The organism is Stieleria bergensis (assembly GCA_007745635.1).
Lineage (GTDB): Bacteria > Planctomycetota > Planctomycetia > Pirellulales > Pirellulaceae > Stieleria > Stieleria bergensis.
This window is the reverse complement of the sequence record CP036272.1, coordinates 6,108,001-6,133,310: the sequence shown is the minus strand read 5'-3', so window position 1 is coordinate 6,133,310 and position 25,310 is coordinate 6,108,001. Positions and strand designations below refer to the sequence as shown.

21 protein-coding genes are annotated in these 25,310 nt (G+C 55.6%); 16 read left to right on the top strand and 5 right to left on the bottom strand.

From position 1 onward, the window contains the following. The first annotated feature begins 64 nt into the window (after positions 1-64). The 4 genes from SV7mr_RS21495 to proS all read left to right on the top strand — a co-directional run bounded on the left by SV7mr_RS21495 (position 65) and on the right by proS (position 5,141). Positions 65-1,087: a putative zinc-binding metallopeptidase gene (locus SV7mr_RS21495; protein WP_145276565.1), complete on the top strand. Its 1,023-nt coding sequence runs from the start codon at positions 65-67 to the stop codon at positions 1,085-1,087. After that, positions 1,084-2,115 (top strand): D-alanine--D-alanine ligase family protein, encoded by a 1,032-nt coding sequence (locus SV7mr_RS21490; RefSeq protein ID WP_145276563.1) that lies wholly within the window; start codon positions 1,084-1,086, stop codon positions 2,113-2,115. The genes SV7mr_RS21495 and SV7mr_RS21490 overlap by 4 nt, the downstream gene beginning before the upstream one ends. Positions 2,116-2,458: 343 nt before the next feature. Continuing rightward, positions 2,459-3,454: an adenosine kinase gene (locus tag SV7mr_RS21485; protein ID WP_145276561.1), complete on the top strand. Its 996-nt coding sequence runs from the start codon at positions 2,459-2,461 to the stop codon at positions 3,452-3,454. Between the two features lie 175 nt (positions 3,455-3,629). Next, positions 3,630-5,141, top strand: coding sequence for a proline--tRNA ligase (proS, locus tag SV7mr_RS21480; protein WP_145276559.1), 1,512 nt, complete (start codon positions 3,630-3,632; stop codon positions 5,139-5,141). 238 nt (positions 5,142-5,379) lie between these two features. Here proS and SV7mr_RS21475 read toward each other — a convergent pair whose 3' ends face one another. Next, positions 5,380-5,946 carry a peptidylprolyl isomerase gene (locus SV7mr_RS21475; protein ID WP_473163696.1) on the bottom strand — a complete coding sequence of 189 codons (567 nt, stop codon included), beginning with the start codon at positions 5,944-5,946 and terminating at the stop codon, positions 5,380-5,382. A gap of 191 nt (positions 5,947-6,137) precedes the next feature. Further along, positions 6,138-6,386 (bottom strand): hypothetical protein, encoded by a 249-nt coding sequence (locus tag SV7mr_RS21470; RefSeq protein ID WP_145276555.1) that lies wholly within the window; start codon positions 6,384-6,386, stop codon positions 6,138-6,140. Positions 6,387-6,735: 349 nt separating this feature from the next. On the opposite strand from SV7mr_RS21470, the gene SV7mr_RS21465 reads away from it, so the two are divergent. The 6 genes from SV7mr_RS21465 to SV7mr_RS21440 all read left to right on the top strand — a co-directional run bounded on the left by SV7mr_RS21465 (position 6,736) and on the right by SV7mr_RS21440 (position 10,680). Beyond that, the gene (locus tag SV7mr_RS21465) at positions 6,736-7,227 is read left to right on the top strand and encodes an ApeI family dehydratase (RefSeq protein ID WP_145276553.1); all 492 of its coding nucleotides are present in this window, start codon (positions 6,736-6,738) and stop codon (positions 7,225-7,227) included. A gap of 93 nt (positions 7,228-7,320) precedes the next feature. Beyond that, the gene (locus SV7mr_RS21460; protein ID WP_145276551.1) at positions 7,321-7,710 is read left to right on the top strand and encodes an acyl carrier protein; all 390 of its coding nucleotides are present in this window, start codon (positions 7,321-7,323) and stop codon (positions 7,708-7,710) included. Position 7,711: 1 nt separating this feature from the next. After that, positions 7,712-8,248, top strand: coding sequence for a 3-hydroxyacyl-ACP dehydratase FabZ family protein (locus SV7mr_RS21455; protein ID WP_145276549.1), 537 nt, complete (start codon positions 7,712-7,714; stop codon positions 8,246-8,248). A gap of 87 nt (positions 8,249-8,335) precedes the next feature. Then, the gene (locus tag SV7mr_RS21450; RefSeq protein ID WP_145276546.1) at positions 8,336-9,619 is read left to right on the top strand and encodes a beta-ketoacyl-[acyl-carrier-protein] synthase family protein; all 1,284 of its coding nucleotides are present in this window, start codon (positions 8,336-8,338) and stop codon (positions 9,617-9,619) included. A gap of 304 nt (positions 9,620-9,923) precedes the next feature. Continuing rightward, positions 9,924-10,325: a hypothetical protein gene (locus SV7mr_RS21445; RefSeq protein ID WP_145276544.1), complete on the top strand. Its 402-nt coding sequence runs from the start codon at positions 9,924-9,926 to the stop codon at positions 10,323-10,325. Positions 10,326-10,473: 148 nt separating this feature from the next. After that, complete coding sequence (locus SV7mr_RS21440; RefSeq protein ID WP_145276542.1) at positions 10,474-10,680, top strand: small basic protein; 207 nt, start codon at positions 10,474-10,476, stop codon at positions 10,678-10,680. A gap of 391 nt (positions 10,681-11,071) precedes the next feature. On the opposite strand, the gene SV7mr_RS21435 is transcribed toward SV7mr_RS21440, so the two are convergent. Next, positions 11,072-13,195 (bottom strand): carboxy terminal-processing peptidase, encoded by a 2,124-nt coding sequence (locus SV7mr_RS21435; RefSeq protein WP_419187728.1) that lies wholly within the window; start codon positions 13,193-13,195, stop codon positions 11,072-11,074. Positions 13,196-13,571: 376 nt separating this feature from the next. Then, entirely contained in the window at positions 13,572-14,822 is a 1,251-nt protein-coding gene (locus SV7mr_RS21430; protein ID WP_145276538.1) for a S1C family serine protease, read from the bottom strand. A gap of 200 nt (positions 14,823-15,022) precedes the next feature. Between SV7mr_RS21430 and SV7mr_RS21425 the strand changes: the two genes are divergently transcribed. Continuing rightward, positions 15,023-16,354, top strand: a complete 1,332-nt coding sequence (locus tag SV7mr_RS21425; protein WP_145276536.1) for a thymidine phosphorylase — start codon at positions 15,023-15,025, stop codon at positions 16,352-16,354. Between the two features lie 212 nt (positions 16,355-16,566). Next, positions 16,567-17,016, top strand: coding sequence for a cytidine deaminase (locus SV7mr_RS21420; RefSeq protein ID WP_419188493.1), 450 nt, complete (start codon positions 16,567-16,569; stop codon positions 17,014-17,016). A gap of 18 nt (positions 17,017-17,034) precedes the next feature. On the opposite strand, the gene SV7mr_RS21415 is transcribed toward SV7mr_RS21420, so the two are convergent. Further along, positions 17,035-18,459, bottom strand: coding sequence for a sulfatase family protein (locus tag SV7mr_RS21415; protein ID WP_419187727.1), 1,425 nt, complete (start codon positions 18,457-18,459; stop codon positions 17,035-17,037). 348 nt (positions 18,460-18,807) lie between these two features. On the opposite strand from SV7mr_RS21415, the gene SV7mr_RS21410 reads away from it, so the two are divergent. From SV7mr_RS21410 to SV7mr_RS21395, 4 genes are read left to right on the top strand one after another with little or no spacing between them, the layout of a single operon-like run. Then, positions 18,808-20,295: a sulfatase gene (locus SV7mr_RS21410; protein ID WP_145276532.1), complete on the top strand. Its 1,488-nt coding sequence runs from the start codon at positions 18,808-18,810 to the stop codon at positions 20,293-20,295. Further along, positions 20,292-21,479 (top strand): prolyl oligopeptidase family serine peptidase, encoded by a 1,188-nt coding sequence (locus SV7mr_RS21405; protein WP_145276530.1) that lies wholly within the window; start codon positions 20,292-20,294, stop codon positions 21,477-21,479. Before SV7mr_RS21410 ends, SV7mr_RS21405 begins: the two co-directional genes overlap by 4 nt. Continuing rightward, entirely contained in the window at positions 21,476-22,582 is a 1,107-nt protein-coding gene (locus SV7mr_RS21400; protein ID WP_145276528.1) for a quinone-dependent dihydroorotate dehydrogenase, read from the top strand. The genes SV7mr_RS21405 and SV7mr_RS21400 overlap by 4 nt, the downstream gene beginning before the upstream one ends. Before the next feature lie 30 nt (positions 22,583-22,612). Beyond that, on the top strand, positions 22,613-25,231 hold the full coding sequence (locus SV7mr_RS21395) for a PVC-type heme-binding CxxCH protein (RefSeq protein WP_145276526.1): 2,619 nt from the start codon (positions 22,613-22,615) through the stop codon (positions 25,229-25,231). The last annotated feature ends 79 nt before the right edge of the window (positions 25,232-25,310 follow it).

The following is a 25,310-nucleotide window of genomic DNA, read 5'->3' as shown; positions in this document are numbered from 1 at the left end:
CTTGTGTTGATGGCTCGCTTTGCTGACGCCTGACACGACGTGCTTTTCAACTTGTTTGGGATTCATGGCATTCACTTCATCAGATCTGTCTTCGATGACCGACGAAGAGCTGCTGCAGTTGCGGTTCTGTGATCTGAATTTGTCGATTGAAGAATCACCGTTGCAGGCCAGAATCGAGCAGTTGTATCGGGAATTGGAGGAGCGAGGCATTCAGTTTCGGCCTCATTTCTGGCTCAGTGATGAATGGTTTTCACCCGACGGTGTTCCAGGGGTCGCGATTCCGTTCTATCTGGCTCATCCGCGTTTGATGCGATTGGAGCGGAAGCAGCTGTTGGAAGTCGAGGGCGGGACCAAGTTGTCGTGCATGAAAATCTTGCGGCACGAAACCGGGCATGCGATTGACACCGCGTATTCACTGCGTCGCAAGAAAGACTATCGCGAGTTGTTTGGGCGTTTTTCGAAGCCGTATCCGCAGTTCTACAAGCCCGATCCACAGACTCGCGACTTCGTGTTGCATTTAGAGATGTGGTACGCTCAGGCGCATCCGCTGGAGGACTTTGCCGAGACCTTTGCCGTGTGGTTGCCGCCAAAATCACGCTGGCGGACGCGTTATCAAGACTGGCCGGCGCTGAAAAAACTGCAATACGTTGACCAGACGATGTCGCAGGTCGCTCAGCAAAAGCCCAGTGTGCGAAGTCGTCGTCAGGTGGAAAAACTGTCTCAGATCCGCCGTCGTCTGGGGACCCACTACACCCGCAGGCGTGACCACTATGGGATGAATTATCCGAATGTCTTTGATAAGGATCTCGGCAAGCTTTTTTCCTGCGAACGTCATCACCGTCGTAATCCCACCGCCGCAGCCAGTTTGTCCCGGTGGCGTGGCGAAATTCGACGCGTCGTCGCGCACTGGACCGGAGCCTACTCGTACACCATTGATCAGGTCCTGCAGGAGATGATTGAACGGTGCCGAGAATTAAATCTGCATCTGGGGAGCCCCGCAGAGACCTGTAAACGAGACGCCATGATCCTGGTTGCACTTCGCACCAGCAGTTACCTTAACGCCGGCAATCGCCGGGTAATGATGTGAAAAAACTCCGAGTCCTCGTTCTGGTACGCAGCGGGCATGAGCCACCTGCAACGCTGGAGGGGGCTGCCGAAAAGGAGATCAATGCCTGGAAAGCGGAGTTTGACGTCTGCGATACCTTGCGATTTCTTGGTCACGAGGTGATGCCACTGGGGGTTTATGACGACCTGGCACCCATCCGTCAGGCGCTGGCGGAGTTTCAGCCGCACATCACATTCATGCTGTTGGAAGAATTCCACGGCGTGGTCACCTATGACTTTGCCGTCATTAGCTATCTGGAACTCATGCAGCAGCCCTACACGGGTTGCAATCCGCGCGGTTTGATCCTGAGCAAGGACAAAGCGCTCAGTAAAAAGATCTTGACCTATCACCGCATCCCCACGCCTCGGTTTGCCGTGTTTCCCGTCGGCCGGAAAGTGCTGCGGCCGAAGCGATTGGAGTTTCCGCTGTTCGTGAAGTCGGTGGTCGAAGATGCCTCGTTCTGTATTTCGCAGGCCTCGGTGGTGCACAACGACCAACAGCTGGTCGATCGCGTGGCCTTCGTGCACGAGCACACCAAAGATGATGCCATCGTCGAACAGTACATTGAGGGACGCGAAATCTACGTTGGGGTGCTGGGCAACGCTCGCCTGCAAACCTTTCCACCCTGGGAAATGTCGTTTGGCAACATGCCCCCCGACACCGCTCACATCGCGACTCGGCAGGTGAAGTGGAATCGTAAGTATCAAATCAAGCACGGGATCACCACGCGCGAGGCCACCGACCTCTCGCCGGCGATCACTGAAAAACTCTCCAAGATCAGCAAACGCGTCTACCGAGCGCTCAGCCTGAGCGGCTACGCCCGCATGGACATGCGACTGACCGAAGCCGGTGATGTCTATGTGTTGGAGGCCAATGCCAATCCGAACATTGAATTCGGTGAGGACTACAGCGAATCAGCGGAGGTCGCCGGTCTGGAATACTCCGCTCTGCTACAGCGGATTTTGAATTTGGGGCTCGGCTACAAAGCGGATTGGATGACGCATCTTTAAGCTTCACCTGGCGAGGCGATTTGACGAACGGGAATCGGGATGCCCCAAGCGTGTCGATGGGGATCGCCAAAGGTTGGTTTGCACGCTGGCCGTTTGTGCATGCGGCTGCCGGCCGATGCACGGCGGCACGATTCGGTCGGGGTTCAGCTTTAGGCTCCGGTGCCCGATGTTCCCGGTCGTTTCAGCCCCTTGTGATGATGGATTTGGCCTGCTGTCCCTCGCCCTCCACTCGCTGAGCCTGCCTTCCCAGCATTGATTTTCTGCACTAATCTATCCGGCGTTCCCGGTTGCGTTTCATGATGACGCCACCTCAACTTCACGAGAACACTCGATAGGCAGGCGCATGACGCTTTACGATGTATATGGTGTGGGCAACGCCTTGGTAGACATTCAGGCTCAGGTCGATGATTCTGTCCTGACCAACCTTGAAATCGACAAGGGCATTATGACGCTGGTCGATGATCAGCAGCAATCCGAGGTGCTGGGGCATCTAGACGGTCGGCCACTGAATCGCTGTGCGGGTGGATCGGCTGCAAACACGATCGTCGCCATTGCCGAACTCGGTGGCTCGGCCGGATACATTGGCAAAATTGGCAGTGATCCCATCGGCGAGTTCTTTTTGCAAGACATGCGAGACCTGGGCGTGTCGATGCAGGTGACCCCTAGCGATTTGCCCACCGGCACGTGTGCGGTGCTGATCACTGAAGATGCTCAGCGAACCATGCTGACCAACCTCGCTGCATCGGCAACCCTGTCGGTGGACGACATCATGGAGGAGCAAATCTCGCAGTCGAAATACGTCTACATTGAAGGCTACTTATTGACTGGTGAAGCCACCAAGGCCGCCGCTTACAAGGCCATGGAGTTTGCCAAGAAGCACAACGTCAAAGTTGCCTTCACCGCCTCGGATCCATTCCTGGTCAACATGATCCGTGATGAGATTTGGGACCTGATCACCGGCCCGGTGGACCTGTTTTTCTGCAATGAAGAAGAAGCCAAGTCACTGACCGGACATGATGATCCGTTGAAGTGTGCCGTGGCCATTCATGAGCACTGCGAAAACGTTGCGCTTACCCTGGGCAACAAAGGGTCGCTGGTGATGCACGGTGGTAGCGAGTACCCTGTCGAAGGCGTTCAAGTGGACGCGGTCGATACCACGGGCGCCGGGGACATGTACGCCGGAGCCCTGCTGTATGGGATCACCAATGGCATGGACTGGCGCACCGCCGGTCACCTGGCCTCTCATGCAGCCGCTCGAGTTGTCGCACAGCTTGGTGCTCGCCTGGAGCACAAATTTACCCCCGAAGAGATCGCTCAGCTTTCCGATTTGTCGATCTGATCGATGATGCTTTTGAGCGGTGCGAATGATCGCAAGATCAATGGCACCGAATCGCGACAAACAATCGCCTCGGTCCTGAACCTGTGATCCTGGCTGCTATCCCTTTGCTGTGAGCATTGCTGAACGCAAGCGCTGTTCCTATTTCAATTGTTGAATTTGTATTTGCATAACTGTTATGGCCAAAGCTCCCAAGAACGCAATCAGTCCCACTCGGCAAGAAGATTATCCCGAGTGGTATCAGCAGGTCATTAAGGCTTCTGATCTGGCAGAGAACTCGCCCGTGCGTGGCTGCATGGTGATCAAGCCGTGGGGATATCGGCTTTGGGAAAACATGCAGCGCGCTTTGGATGACATGTTCAAAGCCACCGGTCATCAGAACGCTTACTTCCCACTGTTCATTCCGATGAGCTTTCTGGAAAAAGAAGCGGAGCACGTTGAAGGTTTCGCCAAAGAATGTGCCGTCGTCACGCACCACCGTTTGGAACCCGATCCAGATGGCGGTTTGCGACCTGCTGGCAAGCTAGAAGAGCCTTTGATCGTCCGCCCAACCAGCGAAACGATCATTGGTGCAACCTATGCCAAGTGGGTGCAAAGTTATCGCGACCTACCGATTCTGATCAATCAATGGGCCAACGTGGTGCGCTGGGAAATGCGAACACGGATGTTTTTACGAACCGCTGAATTCTTGTGGCAGGAAGGGCACACCGTCCACGCGACCTCTGAAGAAGCGATCGAAGAAACCGAAAAGATGATCCAGGTCTACGCGGACTTCGCGCGGAACTGGATGGCCATGCCGGTCACCATCGGTGCCAAAACAGCCGGTGAACGATTCCCAGGTGCCGTGGAAACGCTGTCCATCGAAGCCATGATGCAGGACCGCAAGGCCTTGCAGGCGGGGACCAGTCACTTTCTGGGACAGAACTTCTCGAAGGCTCAGGAGATTGTCTTCCAGAGTGAAGCCGGTACACGTGAATTCGCTTGGACCACTTCCTGGGGTGTTTCAACTCGACTGGTCGGCGCATTGATCATGACTCATAGCGACGACGATGGCTTGGTGTTGCCACCGAAGCTGGCGCCCAACCACATTGTGATTTTGCCCATCTATAAAGACGACCAGCGCGCTGAAGTCATGCAGTACGTCAAGTCGCTGGCTGAGGAGCTGCGTGCACAAGACTATGACGGCGCACCGGTGCGTGTCGAGATCGATGATCGCGACATGCGAGGCGGCGAAAAGAAGTGGCATCATGTCAAACGTGGTGTCCCCATTCGATTGGAGATTGGTCCCAAAGACATGCAAAAGAATGCGGTGTTCATGGGCCGTCGTGACCAGCCCAAAAGCGTTGGGATTGATCGCAACGAACTGGTTGCCTCCATCGGCGATCTGCTCGCTGAGATGCAGCAATCGCTGTACGATCGCGCCGATCAGCTGCGGAAAGACAACACGGTTGAAATCACCAATGAAGCGGACTTTCGCGCTTACTTCACACCCAAGGATGAAGAAAACCCGGAAGTTCACGGTGGCTTCGCCGTCTGTCACTTTGCTGACGAGGACAGCTTGCAGCCCTTGTTAAAAGACTTGAAAGTCACCATTCGCTGTGTCCCCAGCGAAGACAATGAGACGCCTGGCACCTGCTTCTTTACCGGTAAGCCCGCTGCCAAACGAGCGATCTTTGCCAAGGCTTATTGAGCCAAAGCCAATGGAAGCCACGGTGCAATCACCGAGCCCACGCACTTGCCCCGCACGCTTGTCCGCGCACTTGCCCCGTGGGGCGACGCGTTGCCCGTGACGGTTTTGTGTTTCTAGTGGGACAGGGCACGCGTGGGGCTTGTGAGTTTGTGACCTGGGCTGTGACCCTGGGCAAATAAAAAAGCACGGCGTCCGCTTGAACGCCGTGCTTTGAATGATCAGTCGTCTTTACCGGATGTTATTCGCCGTCTTTCAGTTCGCCGCAGTCAGCGATCGTGATTGGCAGACGCGTGCCACCGCTGCGAGTGCCCAGCGACTCGATCTCTTTGACAACGTCCATGCCTTCGATCACGCGGCCGAAGATCACGTGTTTGCCATCGAGCCAGTCAGTTGGCACGGTGGTGATAAAGAATTGCGAGCCGTTGGTGTTTGGTCCAGCGTTGGCCATGCTCAACAGGCCGGGAATGTCGTGTGGGAAGGCGAACTTTTCGTCGGCGAACTTCTCGCCGTAGATGCTTTCGCCACCGGTTCCGTTGCCACGGGTGAAGTCACCGCCCTGCAACATGAAGTCAGGGATCACGCGGTGGAACTTGCTGCCTTTGTAGTGCAATGCTTTGCCGGACTTGCCTTCGCCCTTTTCGCCGGTGCAGAGAGCGCGGAAGTTTTCAGCTGTCTTGGGCACGTCGTCGCCGAACAGGCCCATCACGATACGGCCTGCTTTCTTGCCGTTGATTTCAATGTCGAAGAAAACCTTACTGGTCACCTTGGCTTCGGTTGCTGATTTTGCAGAGGCGTCGTTGGACATAATCGTTACAGCGGCCAGGGCCGCGATCATTGTGAGGGTTCGAACCATGGGGAAACTTTCCATTGCGTGAAAGGAGTCTACAGACATTCCAAATTTCAGACCAGCGGCAGACAGAAGGAAATCCTGGCTGTCGCCGGACCGGCGTGTGGGGATCATTCACCACACGATCCATTGGAGGCAAGAGCAGGTTGTTACGATTCACCTGCTCCGCAGTGAGCGGGTAAAGCGGGGCAACGGTTTTCAATCGTTGGCGACCGACCAAACCTATTATTGTTCTTTGCCGCCAGCTTGACCAGCCAGCTTGACCAGCCAGCCAAGGCGCGGCCAATCCATCCGCTCCAGGCTCCGTCTGAAAAGCCATCGCGGGGCGTGATGCCAACGGGGAACTCCCGTTTTTTCTCGCTGGGGGGTGCCGGTTGGTTCAAACTGGCAGTATTCATTTGGCTGGCTGGGCCGCCAACGACTCCGACTGGGCTGGCCAGCGAGGGGTTTGCGGACGGTTTTCGGGTCCAGCTCAGGCCGTAACAGGGCAGCTGGCTGCAAAGGAACTCGGATTTTAAGGCTTTCAACGGTTGGATTGCCTAGTGGAAAAGGGTTGAGCCGAACGGCGCCGATCAGTATTTTTATCGCAGCGTCAAAATGCCGAAGGAAAGATTACGCGATCCCTGCGCCAGTCCCAGGCCCCTGGAGATCGATGATTTGGGTTTCCACGAGTTGCCCCGAACTGTTTGACTGACGGGTTTGTCACTTTCTGGCTGGCTTCACCGCAGTCTGCTTAATCAAGAATCTATGAAATACTCTCAACTTGATCGAATCCTCGATTTGGAACCTGGCGAGCGCCTGGTGGCAGAGCGAACGCTGCAGCCCGATGAGGATTATTTGAGGGACCATTTTCCCAGGTTTCCCGTGATGCCGGGCGTGATGATGCTCGAAACGCTGACTCAGGCCGCCACGTGGATGATTCATGCCGGAGACGACTTCGCCTCGCCGCTGTTGCTGGTGCATGAAGTGCGGAACGTCAAGTTCGGCGATTTCTTGGCTCCCCATCAGACGCTTCAGGTCTCGGCGACCAAGATGAAAGAGGTGGACGGGATCATCACGGTCAAGGGGGAAGCCTCCAAAGCGGGCCGGACCACGGTTTCAGCTCGAATTTTGTTGCGTCGTGATCAGTATCAAGTCGAAGACGGCGGGTTGCGAAACGCAGAGATCCGACGTCGAACCAAAAAGAAATTCACGGAATTATTTGGTGACATCTTGTCGCCAACCACGAAATCTACCTAGTTTGCCGGGCTCGATTGCGTCAGGCTGCGTTTTGTTACCAGCACGCATGATCAGTTTGGTACACCTACTTAGTTCTGTTTAAGGAATCCACAAATGGCTCTCAGTGAAGACGAAATTTTCGGCAAAGTCAACGAAGCACTCCAGGACGCTTTGGGTGTTGATGAAGACGAAGTGACCCCCGAGGCGACGTTGGTTGGTGATCTCGGTGCCGAATCCATCGATTTCCTGGACATCGTCTTCAAGCTGGAAAAATCGTTCGATATCGAAATTCCACGCGAAGAACTTTCTCCCGAGGACATTCTGACCAACAGCGATTATGTCCAAGATGGCGTCGTCACAGCAGCTGGTTTGGAAGAGCTGAAAAAACGCATGCCCTGGGCCAACCTGTCTGGTTTTGAAAGTGACCCCAAAGTCCAGAACTTTGGCAACCTGTTGACCGTCAGCGATTTGTGCAGCTATGTCGGCTCCAAGGTGAAGGGCTAACATGCGTTGGTTCTGGGTCGACCGATTCACAGAGTTCGTCAGTGGTTCCCACGCCAAGGCTATCAAAACCGTAGCAATGGATGAGGAGTGCGTGGACGAATACCTCCCCACCTATCCAGTTCTTCCCCCTACGCTGATCATCGAAGGCATGGCTCAGCTCGGTGGGATCTTGCTGGCCGAGCACTTCGAGTTTCGCAAGCGTTTGGTGCTCGCCAAGGTTGGCAAAGCGACCTTTCATGCGCCGGCTCGCGTCGGTGACCAGTTGTTTTACGAAGCCAAATTAGATGGCATTCAGGACAATGGTGGCACCATTGAAGGTGTCAGTACCTGCGACGGGGAAGTTCAAGCGGAAATCAGTCTGATGTTTGCGTGCCTTGAAGGCAGTGACATCGTTGATGGGCCACTCTATGCGGCCGAAGACCTACACGCTTGGTTGCTCTCGCTGGATTTCTACTCCGTGGCGGTTGGTGCAAACGGTCAGCGATTCCCACGGTACGCAGCGTTCCAAACAGCCGATTCGGTGCCAGCCCCAACCTAGTCGCCGCCGTTATTCATCCCACCGCGCTGCACCGCACTCCTGCAGCGCGTTTGCCTGCCATTCGCTCTTTTTGCCCGGACTCTCGCCATGGAACGTCGCCGTATCGTTGTCACCGGAATCGGCATGATCAATCCCATGGGGCACGATGCCCCAACTGTTTGGAAGGGCCTGCAAAACGGCGAAAGTGGCGTTGGCTACACCACGCTATTCGATGCTAGCGGATTCCCCACCAAAATCAGTGCCGAAGTCAAAGACTGGGATCTCAAGCCAGAGGATTACCCCTTTGGCACCATTGACGATCTGGGCCGTCACACCAAGTTCGCCATCGGTGCGGCCACTCAAGCGGTCGCCGACAGTGGCGTCGCTGATAGCATCGATGATCCAACCCGGTTTGGGATCTATCTGGGCAGTGGCGAAGGCAACCAGGACTTTCATGTCTTTAGCCGAATGATGGCAGCCGCCATCGCAGACGGTGAATTCGATTCCTCCAAATTCATCAATCGCGGCCTGGAACTGCTCAATCCCGCCAAGGAAATCGAACAAGAACCAAACATGCCAGCCGCTCACCTGGCTGCATTGCTCAACGCCCAAGGCCCAAACCTCAATTGCTTGACGGCCTGCGCTGCAAGCAGCCAAGCGGTCGGCGAAGCCACCGAGATCATTCGTCGCGGGGAAGCCGATGTGATGCTGGCCGGCGGCACCCACAGCATGATTCATCCCTTCGGACTGACGGGATTTAACCTGCTGACCGCTCTGAGCGAAAGCAACGACCATCCCACCAAGGCCAGTCGACCCTTTGACCGTCTGCGTGATGGATTCGTGCTCGGTGAAGGCTCCGCAATGGTGATCTTGGAAGAATTGGATCGCGCCAAAGCTCGCGGAGCAACCATCTACGGGGAAGTCGCCGGATACGGCACCACGGCAGATGCCTACCGCATCACCGACATTCCCCCGGACGGTCACGGTGGCATCGCCGCAATGCGGATGGCGATTGCCGACGCAGGGCTGCAAACCACCGACATTGGCTACGTCAACGCACACGGCACCAGCACCACAGTCAACGACAAAGTCGAATCATTGGCTTGCCGCCAAGTCTTCGGTGATCTGGCCGACAAAGTGCCCGTTAGCAGTACCAAAAGCATGATGGGCCACTTGATCGCGGCCGCCGGAGCCAGCGAGATGATCGTTTGTTTGCTCGCGATGCGAGACAGCATCCTGCCGCCGACAATCAACTACGAGAACCCCGATCCGCTCTGCGATTTGGACTACGTGCCCAACGAAGCACGCCCCGCTGAAATCAGTTATGCTCTCAATAACAGCTTTGGTTTCGGTGGCCAAAACGTCACCCTGTGCTTGGCTCGCGACGTCTAGCCCGTCCGTTAGCTAGCCAGCCCTGAAAAGCCAGCCGAACCGGCCAGTCCCTCCAAGCGGTGGATTGTTCCCGGCCCACAGGACGCGCTGCGGCATTGTATGTCAGTTTGCCAGTATGCCAGTATGTCAGTTTGCCAGTTTGCCAGTTTGCCAGTTTACGCAGTTTGCCAGTTTACGCAGTTTGCCAGTTTACGCAGTTTGCCAGTTTACGCAGTTTGCCAGTTTACGCAGTTTGCCAGTTTACGCAGTTTGCCAGTTTACGCAGTTTGCAATTCCGGCCTCGTCTCACGATCTCACCAGCGCCATGTCATTTTCCGATGCCGAACTGCTGGCGTTTCTTGATGAAGCCCTGCCGGCCGACCGATCCAGCGAGCTCGAAGCGGCTCTCCGCGAGAATGAATCCCTGCGAGAGCGTTTGGTGCAGGCGCGCGGCCGAGAAACAGCGGGTTTGCACAGCGTCGGGGCGATTTGGCGCCGCAACCGGCTGAGCTGTCCCACCAGGGCTGAACTGGGGCAAGTGCTCTTAGGAGCCCTGTCAGAGGCCGAGGAGAGCTATCTGCAGTTCCATCTTGAAACCGTCGGTTGCCGCTACTGTCAGGCTAATCTGGCAGACTTGCGCCAGGAGGCTCAGCAGGAACAGGCCGGCGCCGAGCGTCAACGACGCCAGCATTATTTCCAGACCAGTGCCGGTTACCTGAAACGCTAGGCAGAATTCCAAAATGGTTTGCTGAAAATAGCTGGTTCACCTTGCGGAACTGGTCACAAGCCATTAGGATTCGCGGCCCGAAACCAACGTGGCTGGACAGTTTGGCCACAATCCCCATAACACCCTTTCTCATGCCGAGGCAGCTACCATGACGCTAGATCGCAGCCTGAAGGTGCGTGCTGGGGCGATCAAGGCGCGTAACGTACTGACTCGAGCCGAGCGGATCGCCCAGTTGCAACAACGTGACAAGTTCAACGAAGAAGACAGCATCTTGGGCATGCCTAAGGTTCGCGTGGTGAAAGTCTCGTTGAAGAAGAAAAAGAAGGTCAAAAAGGCCGACGACGACAAGAAGTAAGTCGCCCGACCTTCTGTCCCAAGACAATAAAAAACCGTGCTTGTTTCCAAGCACGGTTTTTTTGTGTCTCAATCAAATGGTCTGCCGGGGCCGGGCTGCATACTGCTCCGCTCGGAAATCAATCCCGCAATCAACTTAGGGCTTGCTGATTTAGTCCGTTGGAGGGTGCGTGCTTGCACGCACCGATTCGATTTTCGCAATCAATCAGGCCGCTATCAGAGAAGTTTTTCGCGGCTGAGCGGACGCTTTCTTGTTGGCCGTTGGCGTTGTTCATTGGTGCGCGCTCGGACGGCAACGATGCATCGTCTCAATCAGCTGGTCGCTGATTGAGACGGTCTTTCGGTCGGGGCACCATGCCGGTTGAAACCGGCCTTAGCCACTCAGCCCGGCACTAGTCTTTCAGTGCCAGGTCTTTGCTGCGGAGTGCATCGATGTAGTCTACAGCGATGTTCAGCACTTCGCGGTTGTAGAACGTGTCGCGATACACTTCTGAGCTATCTTGCAACTCTTCCGCTTCCTTCTCTTTTTCCTTCTGCGAATCCAGTTCAGCTCGGCGAGCCAGGAAGGCGGATTCTTCCAGCGGAATGACTTTGTCGTTCTTCTGCTTCACGAACAGTTCGACGCGACGCATCAAGTCTTTGAACTCGTCGTCGGATTCGATTCGCGCGATCGATTTCTTCCGCAGGTCTGTCAGCATGGATTCTGGGGCCAGTGAATAGACTTCGTGCTTGGCGGCAGGGATTCGGTCGGCAGGCAGCGCGAACTTCAAGTCGCCTTCGCCCACATCCAGCTTTTGGCTGATGCTTGGCAACACAATGTCTGCCGGGACACCGTCACGTTGGGTGCTGGCGCCATCAGGCAGGTAGAATTGCTGCAACGTCACTTTCAGAGCACCAAAGTTCTGGCGTTTCATCATCAGCAATCGCTCAGCGACGTCGATCAGTGATTGCACAGTGCCTTTACCGTGGGTCGCAGGGTCACCGACGATGATACCACGGCGATAATCTTGAATCGCACCGGCCAGAATTTCGCTGGCACTTGCGCTGAACTTGCTGGTCAGGATGACCAGCGGGCCGCTCCAAACGGTGCCAGCACGTTCATCGTCATAGATTTGGACGTCGTTGTTGAAGTCTTTGACTTGAACAACGGGCCCACGGTTGATGAACAATCCGGTCAGGCTGATCGCTTCGACCAGCGAGCCACCACCATTGCGGCTCAGGTCCAAGACAACTGCATCAACGCCTTTCTCTTTGAAGTCGACCAGGATTTTGCGAACATCTGCTGTGCTGCTGCGGAAATCCGCGCGGTTTTCACGAGCTGCTTCCATGTCCATGTAGAAACTGGGCAGGCTGATGAAGCCGATTTTGCGTTTGCCACCATCGGCAGTCTCGTGCTCAATGATTTGTCCACGAGCGGCACTCTCGGCCAGTTCCACTTCTGCGCGAGTGATTTGGTAGACCGTGGTTTCGCCAGCTCCGCCAACTTTCACACCAAGGCGAACCACAGTGCCCGCGTTGCCGCGAATCAGATTGACAACGTCTTTCAGTGGCATCTCAACAATGTCCACCATGTCGCCTTCGGCGCCTTGTCCGACGGAGATGATCACATCATCGGGCTTGAGTCGTTTGTCTAGATCGGCTGCACCGCCAGCGATCACAGAGGTGACCACGGTGCTGCCATCTTTCTCACGCAGGGCGGCGCCGATGCCTTGCAGCTTCAGCCCCATTTGGATGTTGAAGTCGTCCAGCGTACTGGCTGACATGTAGGTTGAGTGCGGGTCGTAGGCATTGGTGATCGATGTCAGGTAGGCTTCCAGCAGGTCAGCGCTCTTGAATGAAGCGAATCGACGTGAAAGACGTTTGTAACGCCGACGCAGCAAATCGCGTGCTTCTTCACCTTCGGTGTCGTCATCTTTCAGTTCCAGCAGGGCGTACTTGATCTGACGGCGCCAGCGGTCTTCGGCGTCCTTGGGCGTCACGGCGTAGCTGGCGTCTTCTCCGTCAGCGACAACGAATTCTTCTTTGGAGAAATCGAAATCGCCATCAAGCAACGTCAGTGCTGTTTCGACGCGTTCGTCGACGCGTTGAGCAAACCGTTCAAAGATCTTGAACGCCAGGTCTAATTTGCCATTCTTCACCCAGTCGTCGATGTTGTCTTTGTAGGCGCGAAACTGGTCGATGTCAGACTGATAGAAGTACAGTTTCAGCGGGTCGAAACGATCCAGGAACAGCGTCAACGCGCGCTCGCTCATCTGGTCATCCAAGGGGTGCCGCGAGACGTGCAGCATTGGCACGCGACTGGCAATGATCCTGGTGATCGAGCTGTCCTCCGGAGCCGGCTTGAGTTCAACCCTCTGTTTCTCGCCGTTGGGCAGCGCCGGGATCGTGGTCGTCTCTTGGGCCAGGCCGGTGCTGGCGAGTGCTGAAAGTGCCAAAAATGCAGACGCTTTGGTCAGCATTCGCACACTGAAAATGCATGGCAGATGACAAGGCATTGGGCGAAATCCAGTTTGCATGAGTCAAATTAATAAAACCACACACCTTTGGCACTCGTTCAAGTCACCGCCGGTGGCTGTGTTTTGGTCTATCGGTCGGAATTAGGCTCGATCAGCAATGACTGATGCCATTGCCAGGCAAGCGAGGTCCGACTGGTTCTGTATGGGGGGACGTGAGCTGCCAATTGTCTCCAGCCGGCAAATCTTCCTTAACCCGCACAGTCTATCTTAATGGGAATCTTCCCGGTGCGAGATTTGCTGTTGCGAATTCTAGAAGTGTTCATTTCCTGGGGCAACGCGGATCGACGCCCCAGTGACTGAGCGCCCGATTGCAGAGCGTTCACAAGCACCTCAATAAATGACTGTTGCGCCAAGACAACCGCCACATGCCAGGCATTCATTCGGGTGATTCGTCGGTGGCCTCGGTCTCAGCGTTGTCGCTGGACCGATTTTTGCCTGTCGGATCATCGACAGTTGCCAGTTGGACGTTCAAGGTGAGCGTTTTGCCTTTGCGGCGAATCACAATCTCCTGCTTAGAACCGATCGGCTTGCGCTCAATTGCTTCTTGAAGCGCAGCGGAGTCGCGGACGGGTTCTCCGGCAAATTCCACGATCACATCCAATGGCTGGATGCCCGCTTTTTCAGCGACCGAATCTTTAACAACTTGGTACACCAAGATGCCTGAATAGGGGGTCAGCTTGAACTTCGCCGCGATACGCGGATTCAATTCTGCCAAGGTTGTGCCAATCCCGGCGCGGCGAACTTCGCCATGTTGATCCAATTCACGAGCGATCCAAATCGCTTGATTGATTGGAATCGCAAACCCGACACCTTGGAAGAAACCATTTTGGCTGGCAATCGCGGTGCTGATGCCCACGACTTTTCCATCCAGGTCGATCAGAGCGCCGCCCGAATTTCCGGGATTGATTGCGGCATCGGTTTGTAGCATGTTGCTACGAGGAATTCGTTTCATGCGGCGATTCTTGCCGCTGATGATTCCCGCACTCACGGTCGCTTCCAAACGGAACGGGCTGCCAATCGCCAACACCCAATCACCGATCTCAAGCTGATCTGAATCACCCAATTCCATCGCTGGTAAATCGGTTTCAGATTCGACACGCACGATGGCCACGTCGCTTTGCGAATCCCCGTGGATCACTTTCGCATCCAAACGAGTTTCATCGGCCAGCTGCACGACGACGCGCGAGGCGTTGTTGATCACATGATTGTTGGTCAGGATCAAGCCATCGGTGGAGATCAATACACCTGAGCCGATCCCCGATAACGGCGCCTCATTGGCTGGTGCCGCAGGCGCTTGTTCGGGATTGATGGGCAGCAGTGGTTTATCGAGGTCGGTTTCCTGCTGTTCTTGTTGCGTCTCGGAGTTCTGTCCGTAGACATAAAGCAATGCAACCGATGGGGTCGCTCGTTTGGCTGCCATGCGAAACGCCATCGACAGCGCTCGTGGGCCGGCTTGCAATGCCGCCATCACTTCGGCTTCCGAGGGCGGGTTCGCTCTTGGGTTTGCAGGAGCTTCGTCACTGGATGTCTGCTGAGCCTCAACGGTGACGTCATTCACCCAGAGCATTGAAAAGACCAGCAACAGGGCAATGGATTTGCATCCAACAAGGTTTCGATTGAAAGGCATGATTCGCGATAACCAATCGTGTAAAACAAAGAAGCAAAATGACGACCACGGTGACCGGGCTTAGACAGCCATGTTAAAACAGCCACACCAGGATCACTCATCAAGGGCGAAACGCCCTCTCGATGTGGTTATAACGAGTCTGGTTCTTGGTTTGTAGTTTGACCAGCGATCCCGTAACGCTTTTAGGGAATGATCCAAACATGATTGTTGCCAATCTGATCGCCAAAAAACGCGACGGCCACGCGATGACTGAACCTGAGATTCAGTTTCTGATCGCCGGCTATTGTCAAGGAACTGTAGCAGACTATCAAATGTCGGCATTTGCGATGGCCGTTTGCTTGCGTGGCATGAACGACCAAGAATGCGCGTGGTTGACCCGGTCGATGTTCGAAAGTGGCCAGCAACTTTCACGCACCGTGTCCGACGAAATGCCGCGTGTGGACAAACATAGTAGCGGTGGGCTGGGAGACAAGGTCTCGTTGATCCTGGCACCCTGGCTGGCTTGCTGCGGTGTCCACGTGCCGATGATTAGCGGTCGTGGGTTGGGGCTGACCGGCGGAACGCTGGATAAGTTGGAATCGATTCCCGGCTTTCAAGTCGATTTGAACGATGCTCAATCCGATCAGGTGCTCACAATCGCCGGGGCAACCATCATCGCTGCCAATGAAACGGTCGCCCCTGCCGATCGGCGGCTGTACGCACTGCGCGATGTTACCGCAACCGTTGAGTCCATCGGGTTGATCACCGCTAGCATCTTGAGCAAAAAACTTGCCGCCAACTTAGATGCCCTGGTCATGGACGTGAAATATGGTGACGCAGCCTTTATGAAGACGTTTCAGGACGCCCGCGAACTGGCCAGCCGTTTGTGCAGCGTGGGAGCTGCTGCAGGCTTGCCCACCAAGGCAGTTCTGAGCGATATGAATCAGCCGCTCGGTCAGGCCGTCGGCAATGCGATCGAAGTCAACGAGTCAGCGCAATTGATGCGCGGCGAAGGATTTCATGGCAGCGGATTCAATGCCCCAGCGCTGGATCGCTTGTATCGTTTGACAAGGTATCTGGCCGCAACTTCTTTGTTGCAAGTCGGCGTGGAAACCAATCGCAGCCAAGCGGAAGCACGACTGGACGCTCACTTGGCCAGCGGTGAGGTGATGGAACGGTTCTGCATGATGGTGGACGCTCAAGGTGGACAAGCGAAGTTTCCCCTGTCCGTTGCACCCGCGCTAACACTGACGGCCAAACAGCATGGCTCTGTGCAATCGATCAACTGTGCTGCGATCGGCCAGGCGATCATTGGATTAGGCGGTGGGCGACGTCAAGTTGGCGATGCAATCGATCACTCGGTTGGCATCACGATGCACGTCGGGATCGGCGATCAAGTTCATCCCGGTGATCCGACGCTGACGCTACACGCTCCGGTCGCGTTGCACAGCGAATATGCGAGCCAGTTACAGCAGGCCGTTAGGCTCTGCGATCAACCCATTGAAACGCCACCGTTGTTTCAGGATCTAGAATCCACCACCGTCCCAAGCTAACCCCGTCAGCCGTTTTGGCGTTAGCCACGGTTTGGGTCACCGAGGCAGTCGCATCAAACAACCGGGCCAAACGGCTAATGCAGTGACCACAGGTTTTTCGGTTCGCGATCTCACTGTTTCCATGACCCCCAACCAGCCCGCTGCGGTGAATTATGGCAGGGGTTGGAATCACATTGACTTGGTGTCGAGATTTGTCCGACACTAACGTGTGACTGCTTCCGATTAACCATCCAATCAGAGCCGAACACATGCAGGAATTAGCTCCCGAACAGATCGACACGCTTGTTCAACACGCGATCAACGCTCGGCAAATGGCCTATGCTCCGCATAGCCAATTCGACGTTGGTGCAGCGGTTTGGATTCCTGAAGGGGCCATCGTGACCGGGTGTAACGTCGAAAACGCAAGCTATGGTTTGACGATTTGTGCGGAGCGAGCCGCGATCTGTACGGCCGTGAACGAAGGGTACCAGCAATTTCAAGCGATCGCGATTGCCACCGCCGGCGGTGCATCTCCCTGCGGAGCCTGCCGGCAGTTCCTAAGCGAATTTCGCTGCGACTTGCAAGTGATCATGGTCGACGTCTTGACCGGCGCCCGGCAGATCCGTCGCTTAAGTCAGTTATTGCCCGATGCGTTCGACGCCGACAACTTGCCGATTCACTGACCTTGCGATTCAGCGGCTTCACCTTACGCCGGTCTTTTGGTCACCGTAATCCGCACCCGACCAGCTCTGCAGGACGCTTTTTTGCCACGCTTCCAGTTCTTTTTGCATGCTCTCCAGCACGTCCGGAGCATCACCGCTAACGTCGGCGCGTTCCATCGGATCATCCGCTAGGTTGTAAAGCTCCCAGCGGACCCGGCCTTTGTTTTCGATCCGATGAAGTTTCCAGGGCCACTTGTTCCACGCTGCATGACCGCGTGTTGCTTGATTGCGATCAAATTTGGGGTACTGGTACACATTTTTTAAGACCCGTTGTGGGAGCGGGTTGGGCTTGCCTGCATCCTGAGCTTCTTTGAGCGACTTGATGATGCGATCGCTCCAGGTGCTTTGTCCTTGCGAGTGCCCGTGCCAGAATCCAAGCGGAGGGCGCTGGTCTTGTTTACCCGCCAAGATCGGTAACAGGTTGATTCCATCGAGTGTCGGTTGGTCTTCGATTTCAACGTCGGCCACCGCCAGGAGTGTGGGGTACAGGTCACAGGTCGAAGCAGGTGTGGCGATGACTTGGTGTTGATAGCGGCTCGGCCATTGCAGGATGGCCGGCACCCGCAAGCCACCTTCGTAGATGCTGCCCTTCATCGCTCGGCCACCTGAGGTTTGTGGGTTCAAGCCACCGTTATCGCTGCAGTAAAACAACAGCGTGTTGTCGGCGATCTCTAGCTCCTTCAGTGCCCCGCGCAAACGCCCCACTTGCTGATCCAGTAACGTGATCTCGCGATAGTAACCGGCCTTCTTGCCAGCTTCTTTCTGATACATGGTCGCCGCACCATCGGTCGCTTGAGGGATCTCTTGGTGCGGATCATGAGGTGCTGGGAACCACGTCACGGCAAACATCGGTTGGTCACCTTTGGCGTGCTTGCGCAAAAACTCCAAGGTGGCGTCCATGCTGATGACCGATCCTGGTCCTTCAAGTTTCTTGTAGGTCCCGTTGTGGCTTAAGTACGGATCGTTGTCAAAGAAATTCAATCCACTGAGCCATTCATCAAACCCCGCTCCACCGGGCGACGTTGCGCTCTCAGGTTGAACCGAGCCAATGTGCCATTTGCCAAAATGCCCCGTCACATAGCCTACGGATTGAAGTGCTTCGGCGATCGTCGATTCCGCAGGGTGCATGTAATGTCCATGGTTGGGCACATTGCAGCGAAATGGATGGCGGCCAGTCATCACGCTGGCCCGCGTGGGACTGCAGACGGGGGCAGCGGCATAAAAATGATCGAAGACGACTCCGTCACGGGCCATTGCGTCTAAGTGTGGCGTCTTAACGAAGGGATGGTCGTTATAGCCCGCATCGCCATAGCCCTGGTCGTCGGCCATCACCAACAGAATATTGGGACGCTCATTTGCATTCGATTCACCTGCGTGCCCCGTCAGGATGGCAAACGCGGTCATGGAAAGGGCAAGCAGAAATGCGGATTTCACCATCATCATTCAAATTCGCGAAGGAAACGTCAGTTGCATGCCCAGGGAACGGGCCGGACTGCTCATAATAGTAAGTCCTCGTCAGGAAATGTTCGGAAAACCCTCCGTGTTCAGATGAAGCCATTCTCTGCACTGATAAAGTTGGTTGACCGACCAAGCTTCGATCATCCTGTCGGCGTCCGCACAGCATCCGTTGGGCGGTGATGAAACCCGGGTGGGGAACAATCACGCATCTGAAGGGTGCTTCGGAGCTGATGGTGACTGACGTGCGAGAAAGACTTGCTGAATTGAACTTGCTGAATTGAAAGAGACCCCGCAATGCTTCACACCCGTTCCCTGGTATTCATTCTTTTGATCTCGGTGCTCGCAGCGGGACGCTGTCAGGCACAGGAGCAACGACCGACCAAGCCATACAACGTGCTGTTGATTGTCTCGGACGATTTAACCCCGACGGCTTTGTCCTGTTACGATAACAAGGTCTGCCAGACACCGCATATCGATTCGTTGGCGGCTCGTGGAACCCGTTATACACGAGCCTACTGTCAGGGAACCTATTGCGGTCCTTCGCGAGCCTCGTTTATGTCGGGTTACTATCCGCACGCCACCGGAACCTTGGGGTACACCAACCCACGGCCAGCCATTGGTGATCGCGCGATGTGGTCCCAGCACTTTAAAAACAATGGTTATTATTCGGCTCGGGTCGGCAAGATCTTTCACATGGGCGTGCCGGGCGGTGTCGAATTGGGAACCAACCCCAAGAAACACGACAATTTCAACGGTGCCGATGATGCGGCCTCTTGGACTGAACGTTTTAATTGCCCCGGCCCTGAGTGGAAAGCCAAGGGGGATGGCGAAACTTTAGAAGGCAACCCCGATGGGAAACGGCCGGTTGTCGGAGGCAATACCTTTGTTGTCGTCGAAGCCGACGGAGACGACGAAGTACACGCCGACGGAAAGGCTGCGGCGAAAGCAGTCGAGTTGCTTGCGCAGCACAAGGACAAGCCTTTCTGGTTAGGCGTCGGCTTTGTGCGACCTCATGTCCCGTTTGTTTCCCCACGCAAGTACTACGAGCCGTTCCTGCCTTACGATTCCATGGTGTTGCCGGAAAAACTCGAAGGCGACTGGGACGATATCCCGAAACCAGGGATCAATTATAAAACCAGTAAGAACATGAAAATGGATCTTCGCCGCCAGAAGAAAGCTGTCGGTGGCTACTACGCAGCAGTCTCGTTCATGGACGCTCAGGTCGGCAAGGTTCTTCAAGCACTGGAGGACAACGGCTTGAAAGACAATACCATTGTGATCTTTACCAGTGACCATGGTTATCATTTGGGCGAGCATGACTTTTGGGCCAAAGTCTCACTGCGCGAAGAGTCCGCGACGGTGCCGTTGATTATCTGTGTGCCTGGACAGAAACCGGCCGTTTCCGATAGCTTGGTGGAATTGCTTGATCTGTACCCAACAACGGCCTCGCTGTGTGGACTGGAGGTGCCCGATCGTTTGCAGGGCGTCGACCTGACGCCAACCATCGAATCAGCCGATGCGGATGTTCGCGACGCCGCCTTTAGCGTCGCACCGATGCGAAGGGGATTTCTGATTCGACAGGATGGCTGGGCCTACATCCAATACGGCGAAGACGGGCGTGGCGGCGCGGAGTTGTTCGACATGCAGCATGATCCACAACAGTTTCACAACTTGGTTGACGATCCCAAACATGCCGACCGCGTGAAGTCGTTCGAGAAGTTGTTGGCCGACAAACTGATCGAGGTTCGGACCAATGATTTGAAACGAGGCGGCCAGCGATGAACGCAGCGATGAGCACCGCGATGTGCTGCTTCCTGAGACGCTTCGTGATTCTGGTCTGTCTTGCGATTCCGCTGATTGCCACTGCGCAGGAACCAGAAGCTATACAGCCTGCATCCGGTTGGTCAACGATCCAGCGTTATTTCACCCCACCAGCTGAGTTTGCTGGCCAGCGAGGTGATTATCGTTCTCCGCTGCTGTTTGCGGACGGTTCGCAGGTGACATCACCTCAGCAATGGCAGCGCCGACGCCAGGAGCTGCGACAGCAATGGCAGCGTCTGCTCGGCAAGTGGCCGCCGCTACTGACCGAGCCAAAGGTCACCGTGCTTGATCAACAAACGATCGACGAGGGGCGAATCGTGATCCAGACGATTCGTTTCCGCTGGCTGCCCGATCAGGAGACCACCGGTTACCTGCTGCTTCCACAAGGCCAGAATCAGTCGTTGCCAGCCGTGTTGACGGTGTTTTATGAGCCCGAGACAGCGATTGGCAAGGGCAAGCCAAACCGCGACTTTGCCATTCAGTTAGCACGCCGAGGATTTGTCACGCTGTCGATCGGCACGACCGAGGCCAGTGAGCGGCGCGAATATGGTTTGTTCTATCCCAGCATCGAAGACGCCCATGTACAGCCTTTGTCAATGCTGGCTTACGCTGCGGCCAATGCCTGGTACGTCCTCGCCAGTCAACAGCAAGTGGATGCAAAACGGATTGGGATCGTTGGCCATTCGTATGGTGGCAAGTGGGCCATGTTTGCCTCCTGTTTGTTTGATCGATTTGCCTGTGCAGCCTGGTCGGATCCGGGCATTGTCTTTGATGAGTCCCGGCCCAGTGTCAATTATTGGGAGCCCTGGTACTTGGGCTATCACCCTCAGCCGTGGCGCCAACGTGGGCTGATCAGTGAACAGAATCCCGCTCGTGGCTTGTATCCCAAGTTGCGTGAACAAGGGCGTGATTTGCACGAGTTGCATGCCTTGATGTCGCCGCGTCCCTTTTTAGTTTCCGGAGGCAGTGAAGATCCGCCCACACGCTGGCAAGCACTCAATCATAGCCTGGATGTCAACAAACTCCTGGGAGTGCAAAACCGCGTCGCGATGAGCAATCGCCCCAATCATTCGCCCGATGATCAGTCGAACGCCATCATTTATGCGTTCTTTGAACACTTCTTGTCAGTGAATCAAGAACGTTGAATTTCTATCGTCTCCTCGTCCGTCCCTTGCTCTTTCAGTTGCCCGCTGAAATGGCGCATCAAGCTGGCTTGACGTTGTGTCGGATGCTCGGGCATGTTCCTGGCGCGACGGCGGTGATGCGCAGGATGTATCAGTGCCACGATCCCCGTTTGAAGGTGCAGTTTCAGGGGCTAACGTTTTCCAACCCCATGGGGCTCGCCGCCGGGTGGGATAAACAGGGGACGGCACTCAAGATGCTGGAATCCATGGGGTTTGGCTTTGCGGAGATTGGATCGATCTCTGCGCGTCCCTCATTGGGGAACCCCAAACCAAGGCTGTTCCGTTTGCCCTCTGACAATGCCATCGTTGTCAACTATGGGCTGCCCAATCCTGGAGTGGAATCTGTTGCCAAGCGACTGAGACGTTTCCAGCAAACGCAACCGCTGGGCGTGAACGTTGTGAAGACCAACGATGGTCCGGCTGCCCCGCCCTGCCCTGATTCAGCGGTGATCGAAGACTATCTCAGCACGATCAAGCAGGTGCATGATGACTGTGACTACTTGATGCTGAACCTAAGTTGCCCGAACACCGGACATGAGCAAGCTTTCTTTGCCCGGCCAGGCAACCTGTCGAACTTGCTTCAGCAGATCGACGACTTGCAGGTCACAACACCAGTCTTTTTGAAAATTGCACCCATCGAACAGGCTGACCAGATCGAGCAACTGTTGCTGCAGTGCCGGCCGCATCGTTGCGTGGCTGGTTTCAGTGTGAACTTGCCCACTGGCAAGCCCTCGGAGCTGAACTTGCACGCAGACCCGGCCGCGTTGGCAAAGCTGCCTGGTGCGATTGCGGGTCAACCGGTCAAGGAGCTGCTCAACCGATGTCTTCGTCGGCTGTATCAGCAAATGGATCGCGAGCGATACATCATCATTGGCTCCGGCGGCGTCTTCACGGCTGAAGATGCGTACGAAAAAATCTGTTACGGCGCCAGCCTTGTGCAGTTGTACACGGCCTTGGTTTATCATGGGCCTTTGGTGGTCAAGCAAATCAACGAAGGGCTCGCTCAACTGCTCAGGCGTGATGGTTTCGATCATGTCAGCCAGGCCGTTGGCTCCAAAGCCTAGGCATTTATCCTCCAAAAAACTAACAGCGTGATGTTGAATTCCATCCGGTCGATCGTGTTTGGGTTATCGGTTTGTGCAAGCTTCGTTGTGGTTGCCGATCCGCGTCCAGCGAATCTCCAGACTCAGCAGACTGGGGTGTCGCTGACGTTACTTGCCCAGCACCCCGAATTGGTCACCCCGACTGGGATTGATGTCGATGCCCAAGGGCGAATCTATTTGGTTGCCACTCACACCCATTTTCGCCCCGACGATTATGTTGGCCCCAAGCACGATGAGGTGCTGGTGTTCACGCCCGATGGCCAGGGGAATCTCAAACGCCAGGTTTTTTACAACGCCACTGCGGCGACCATGGATCTGGAACTGGGACGCGACGGCTGGGTTTATCTTGCGCTGCGCGACAGGATCCTGCGCGTGCAAGACAGTGATGGGGACGACCAAGCGGACGTTGTTGAAACGGTCGCGGAACTTGAGACGGAAGCTGATTATCCTCACAATGGCTTGGAAGCCTTGGCCTGGCATCCCAGTGGCGATTTAATCTTTGGGATCGGTGAAAACTTTGCCAAACGATGGACCTTGACCGGTAGTGACGGAAATAAAGTGTCAGGGACTGGCGAAGGTGGGATTTTTCGATGTGCGCCAGAGGGTGGTCAATTGCGACGGATTGCCAAGGGCTTTTGGAATCCATTCGGGATCTGCGTGCGAGATGACGGTGAAATCTTCGCAGCCGAAAACGATCCCGGTGAACGCCCGCCCTGCCGATTGCTGCATATCATCGATGGCGGTGACTATGGTTATCAACGTCGCTATGGAAACGAGGCGCACCATCCCTTCGTCGGCTGGAATGGAGAACTGCTTGGCACGCTGCCGATGATTCGTCCCTGTGGTGAAGCCCCATGCGGCATTCAGCCACTCGGTAATGGCTTGCTGGTCCCCTCCTGGAGCGATCATCGGATCGACTACTTTCCGTTGACACCTTTGGGCGCTAGTTTCTCCGCCGAGCGGATTTCGCTGGTCCAGGGCGGACGCTATTTCCGGCCCGCCTGCATCGCTGCTGATCCACGCAATGCCAGTCCCGGTCGCCAGACAATGGTTTGGTACTTAACCGATTGGGTGGATGGGCGCTATCAATCGCATGGCTACGGTCGATTGTGGAAACTGGAAATCGATTTGCGAAACGCTGGGTGGGTGTCGCCAAAGCAAACCGAGCCAGGTCAGCAACAGCGATCGTTCGCCCGGGCTCTTCGCGACGGTTCGAAATCTGCCGACCGATCTGAACTGCTACAGCTTGCCCGTGATTCTGACCCCTTTCTTGTTCGCTCGGCGATCATCGCCCTGGCGCGTCAATCGGATCAGCTCTCAGCAGATCGAATTGCACAGTGGCAGCCAGCGGATCGAGTCAGCGCACTGCTGGCGCTGAAAATTGCCACGCCCGGTTCCGTCGAGCGTGCCCGTTTGTTTCTTGACGATCCAGATCCGGCCATTCAGTTTGAAGCCCTGCGTTGGATCGCCGATTCGGACTTGACGGAATTGTTACCCGAAGTCACTCAGTTACTTGAGCATGATGATTTAGACTATCGGCGATTTGAAGCCGCCATCGCGACGCTGAACACGCTCGCTGGTCACCCGGAGAAAGGCGTTCGTGACACGGACCTTTTGCTGCAGCGTGTGCTCGATGAACAGGCCAGCCCGAAGTTGCGAGCCTACGCGTTGCGGATGCTGCCAGTGCAGTCACGTGTTTCCGAAAAGGGACAGACTCTGCCCAGCAAGCGTTTGCCCAAACCGCTGAACGCCACCGTGCTGCAAAAGATGCTGTCCATTGGAGATGCCTCGCTTTCGCTAGAAGTGATTCGCGTGATGGCTGCCAATCCACTGCCGATGCAGACGCTTTTGAAGCAGGTGGCCACTGACCCCAAAACGCCGGACCGCCTGCGTGCGGAGGCAATCGTTGGTTTGTCGGCAATCGCTCAGCGGCATCTCCAGACGCTGTTGGAGCTGGCTGGGCATCAGCAGAAGATGATCCGTGAAGAAGCGTTGCGGGGGCTTCGCTTTGCCGAGCTTGATTCCCCGCAGCGTCAGCGTTTAGCAGGTTTGGCGAAGCGGTTTCCTGATTCTGCGGACAGCGTGGCGATTTTACTGGACCGAGACATGGTCAAAGCCCAACGTCCGTCGGTGCAGGACACAGCGGCATGGCTCAGGAAGTTGGAGCAGATTCAATCGCCGGCGGACCCTGCGGCCGGTGAACGCATCTTTCATCATGCGAACGTCACGCAATGTTCCAACTGTCACCGGCATCGTGGCCGCGGTAATGTCGTTGGTCCAGACCTCAGTCGCATCGGCGAAGTGTCACGCCGCGATAGCAAACGTAAATTCTTGTTGGAATCGATTCTGCAGCCCAGTTTAGAGATGGCGCCAGAGTATCAACCGCGACAAGTTGTGTTGACCGATGGACAGGTTTTTACCGGCATTCGATTGCGATCGTCAACGAAGGAAGCGATGCGTGATACCAATGGTCAGAACCGCACTTTCGATCGCGATGAGATCGAAGCGATGTACGAATCCAAGGTGTCTTTTATGCCCACCGGCGCCGTGGATTCGCTGACCATGCGCGAGCTGCGTGACCTGCTCGCTTTTCTAGAATCGCGTTCATGACATCAGCCGCCGTTTTTCGATGACCACCAAAACGGCAGATGGTAAAACAGCAGGGGGCCCTGCTTGCACGCACCAATAA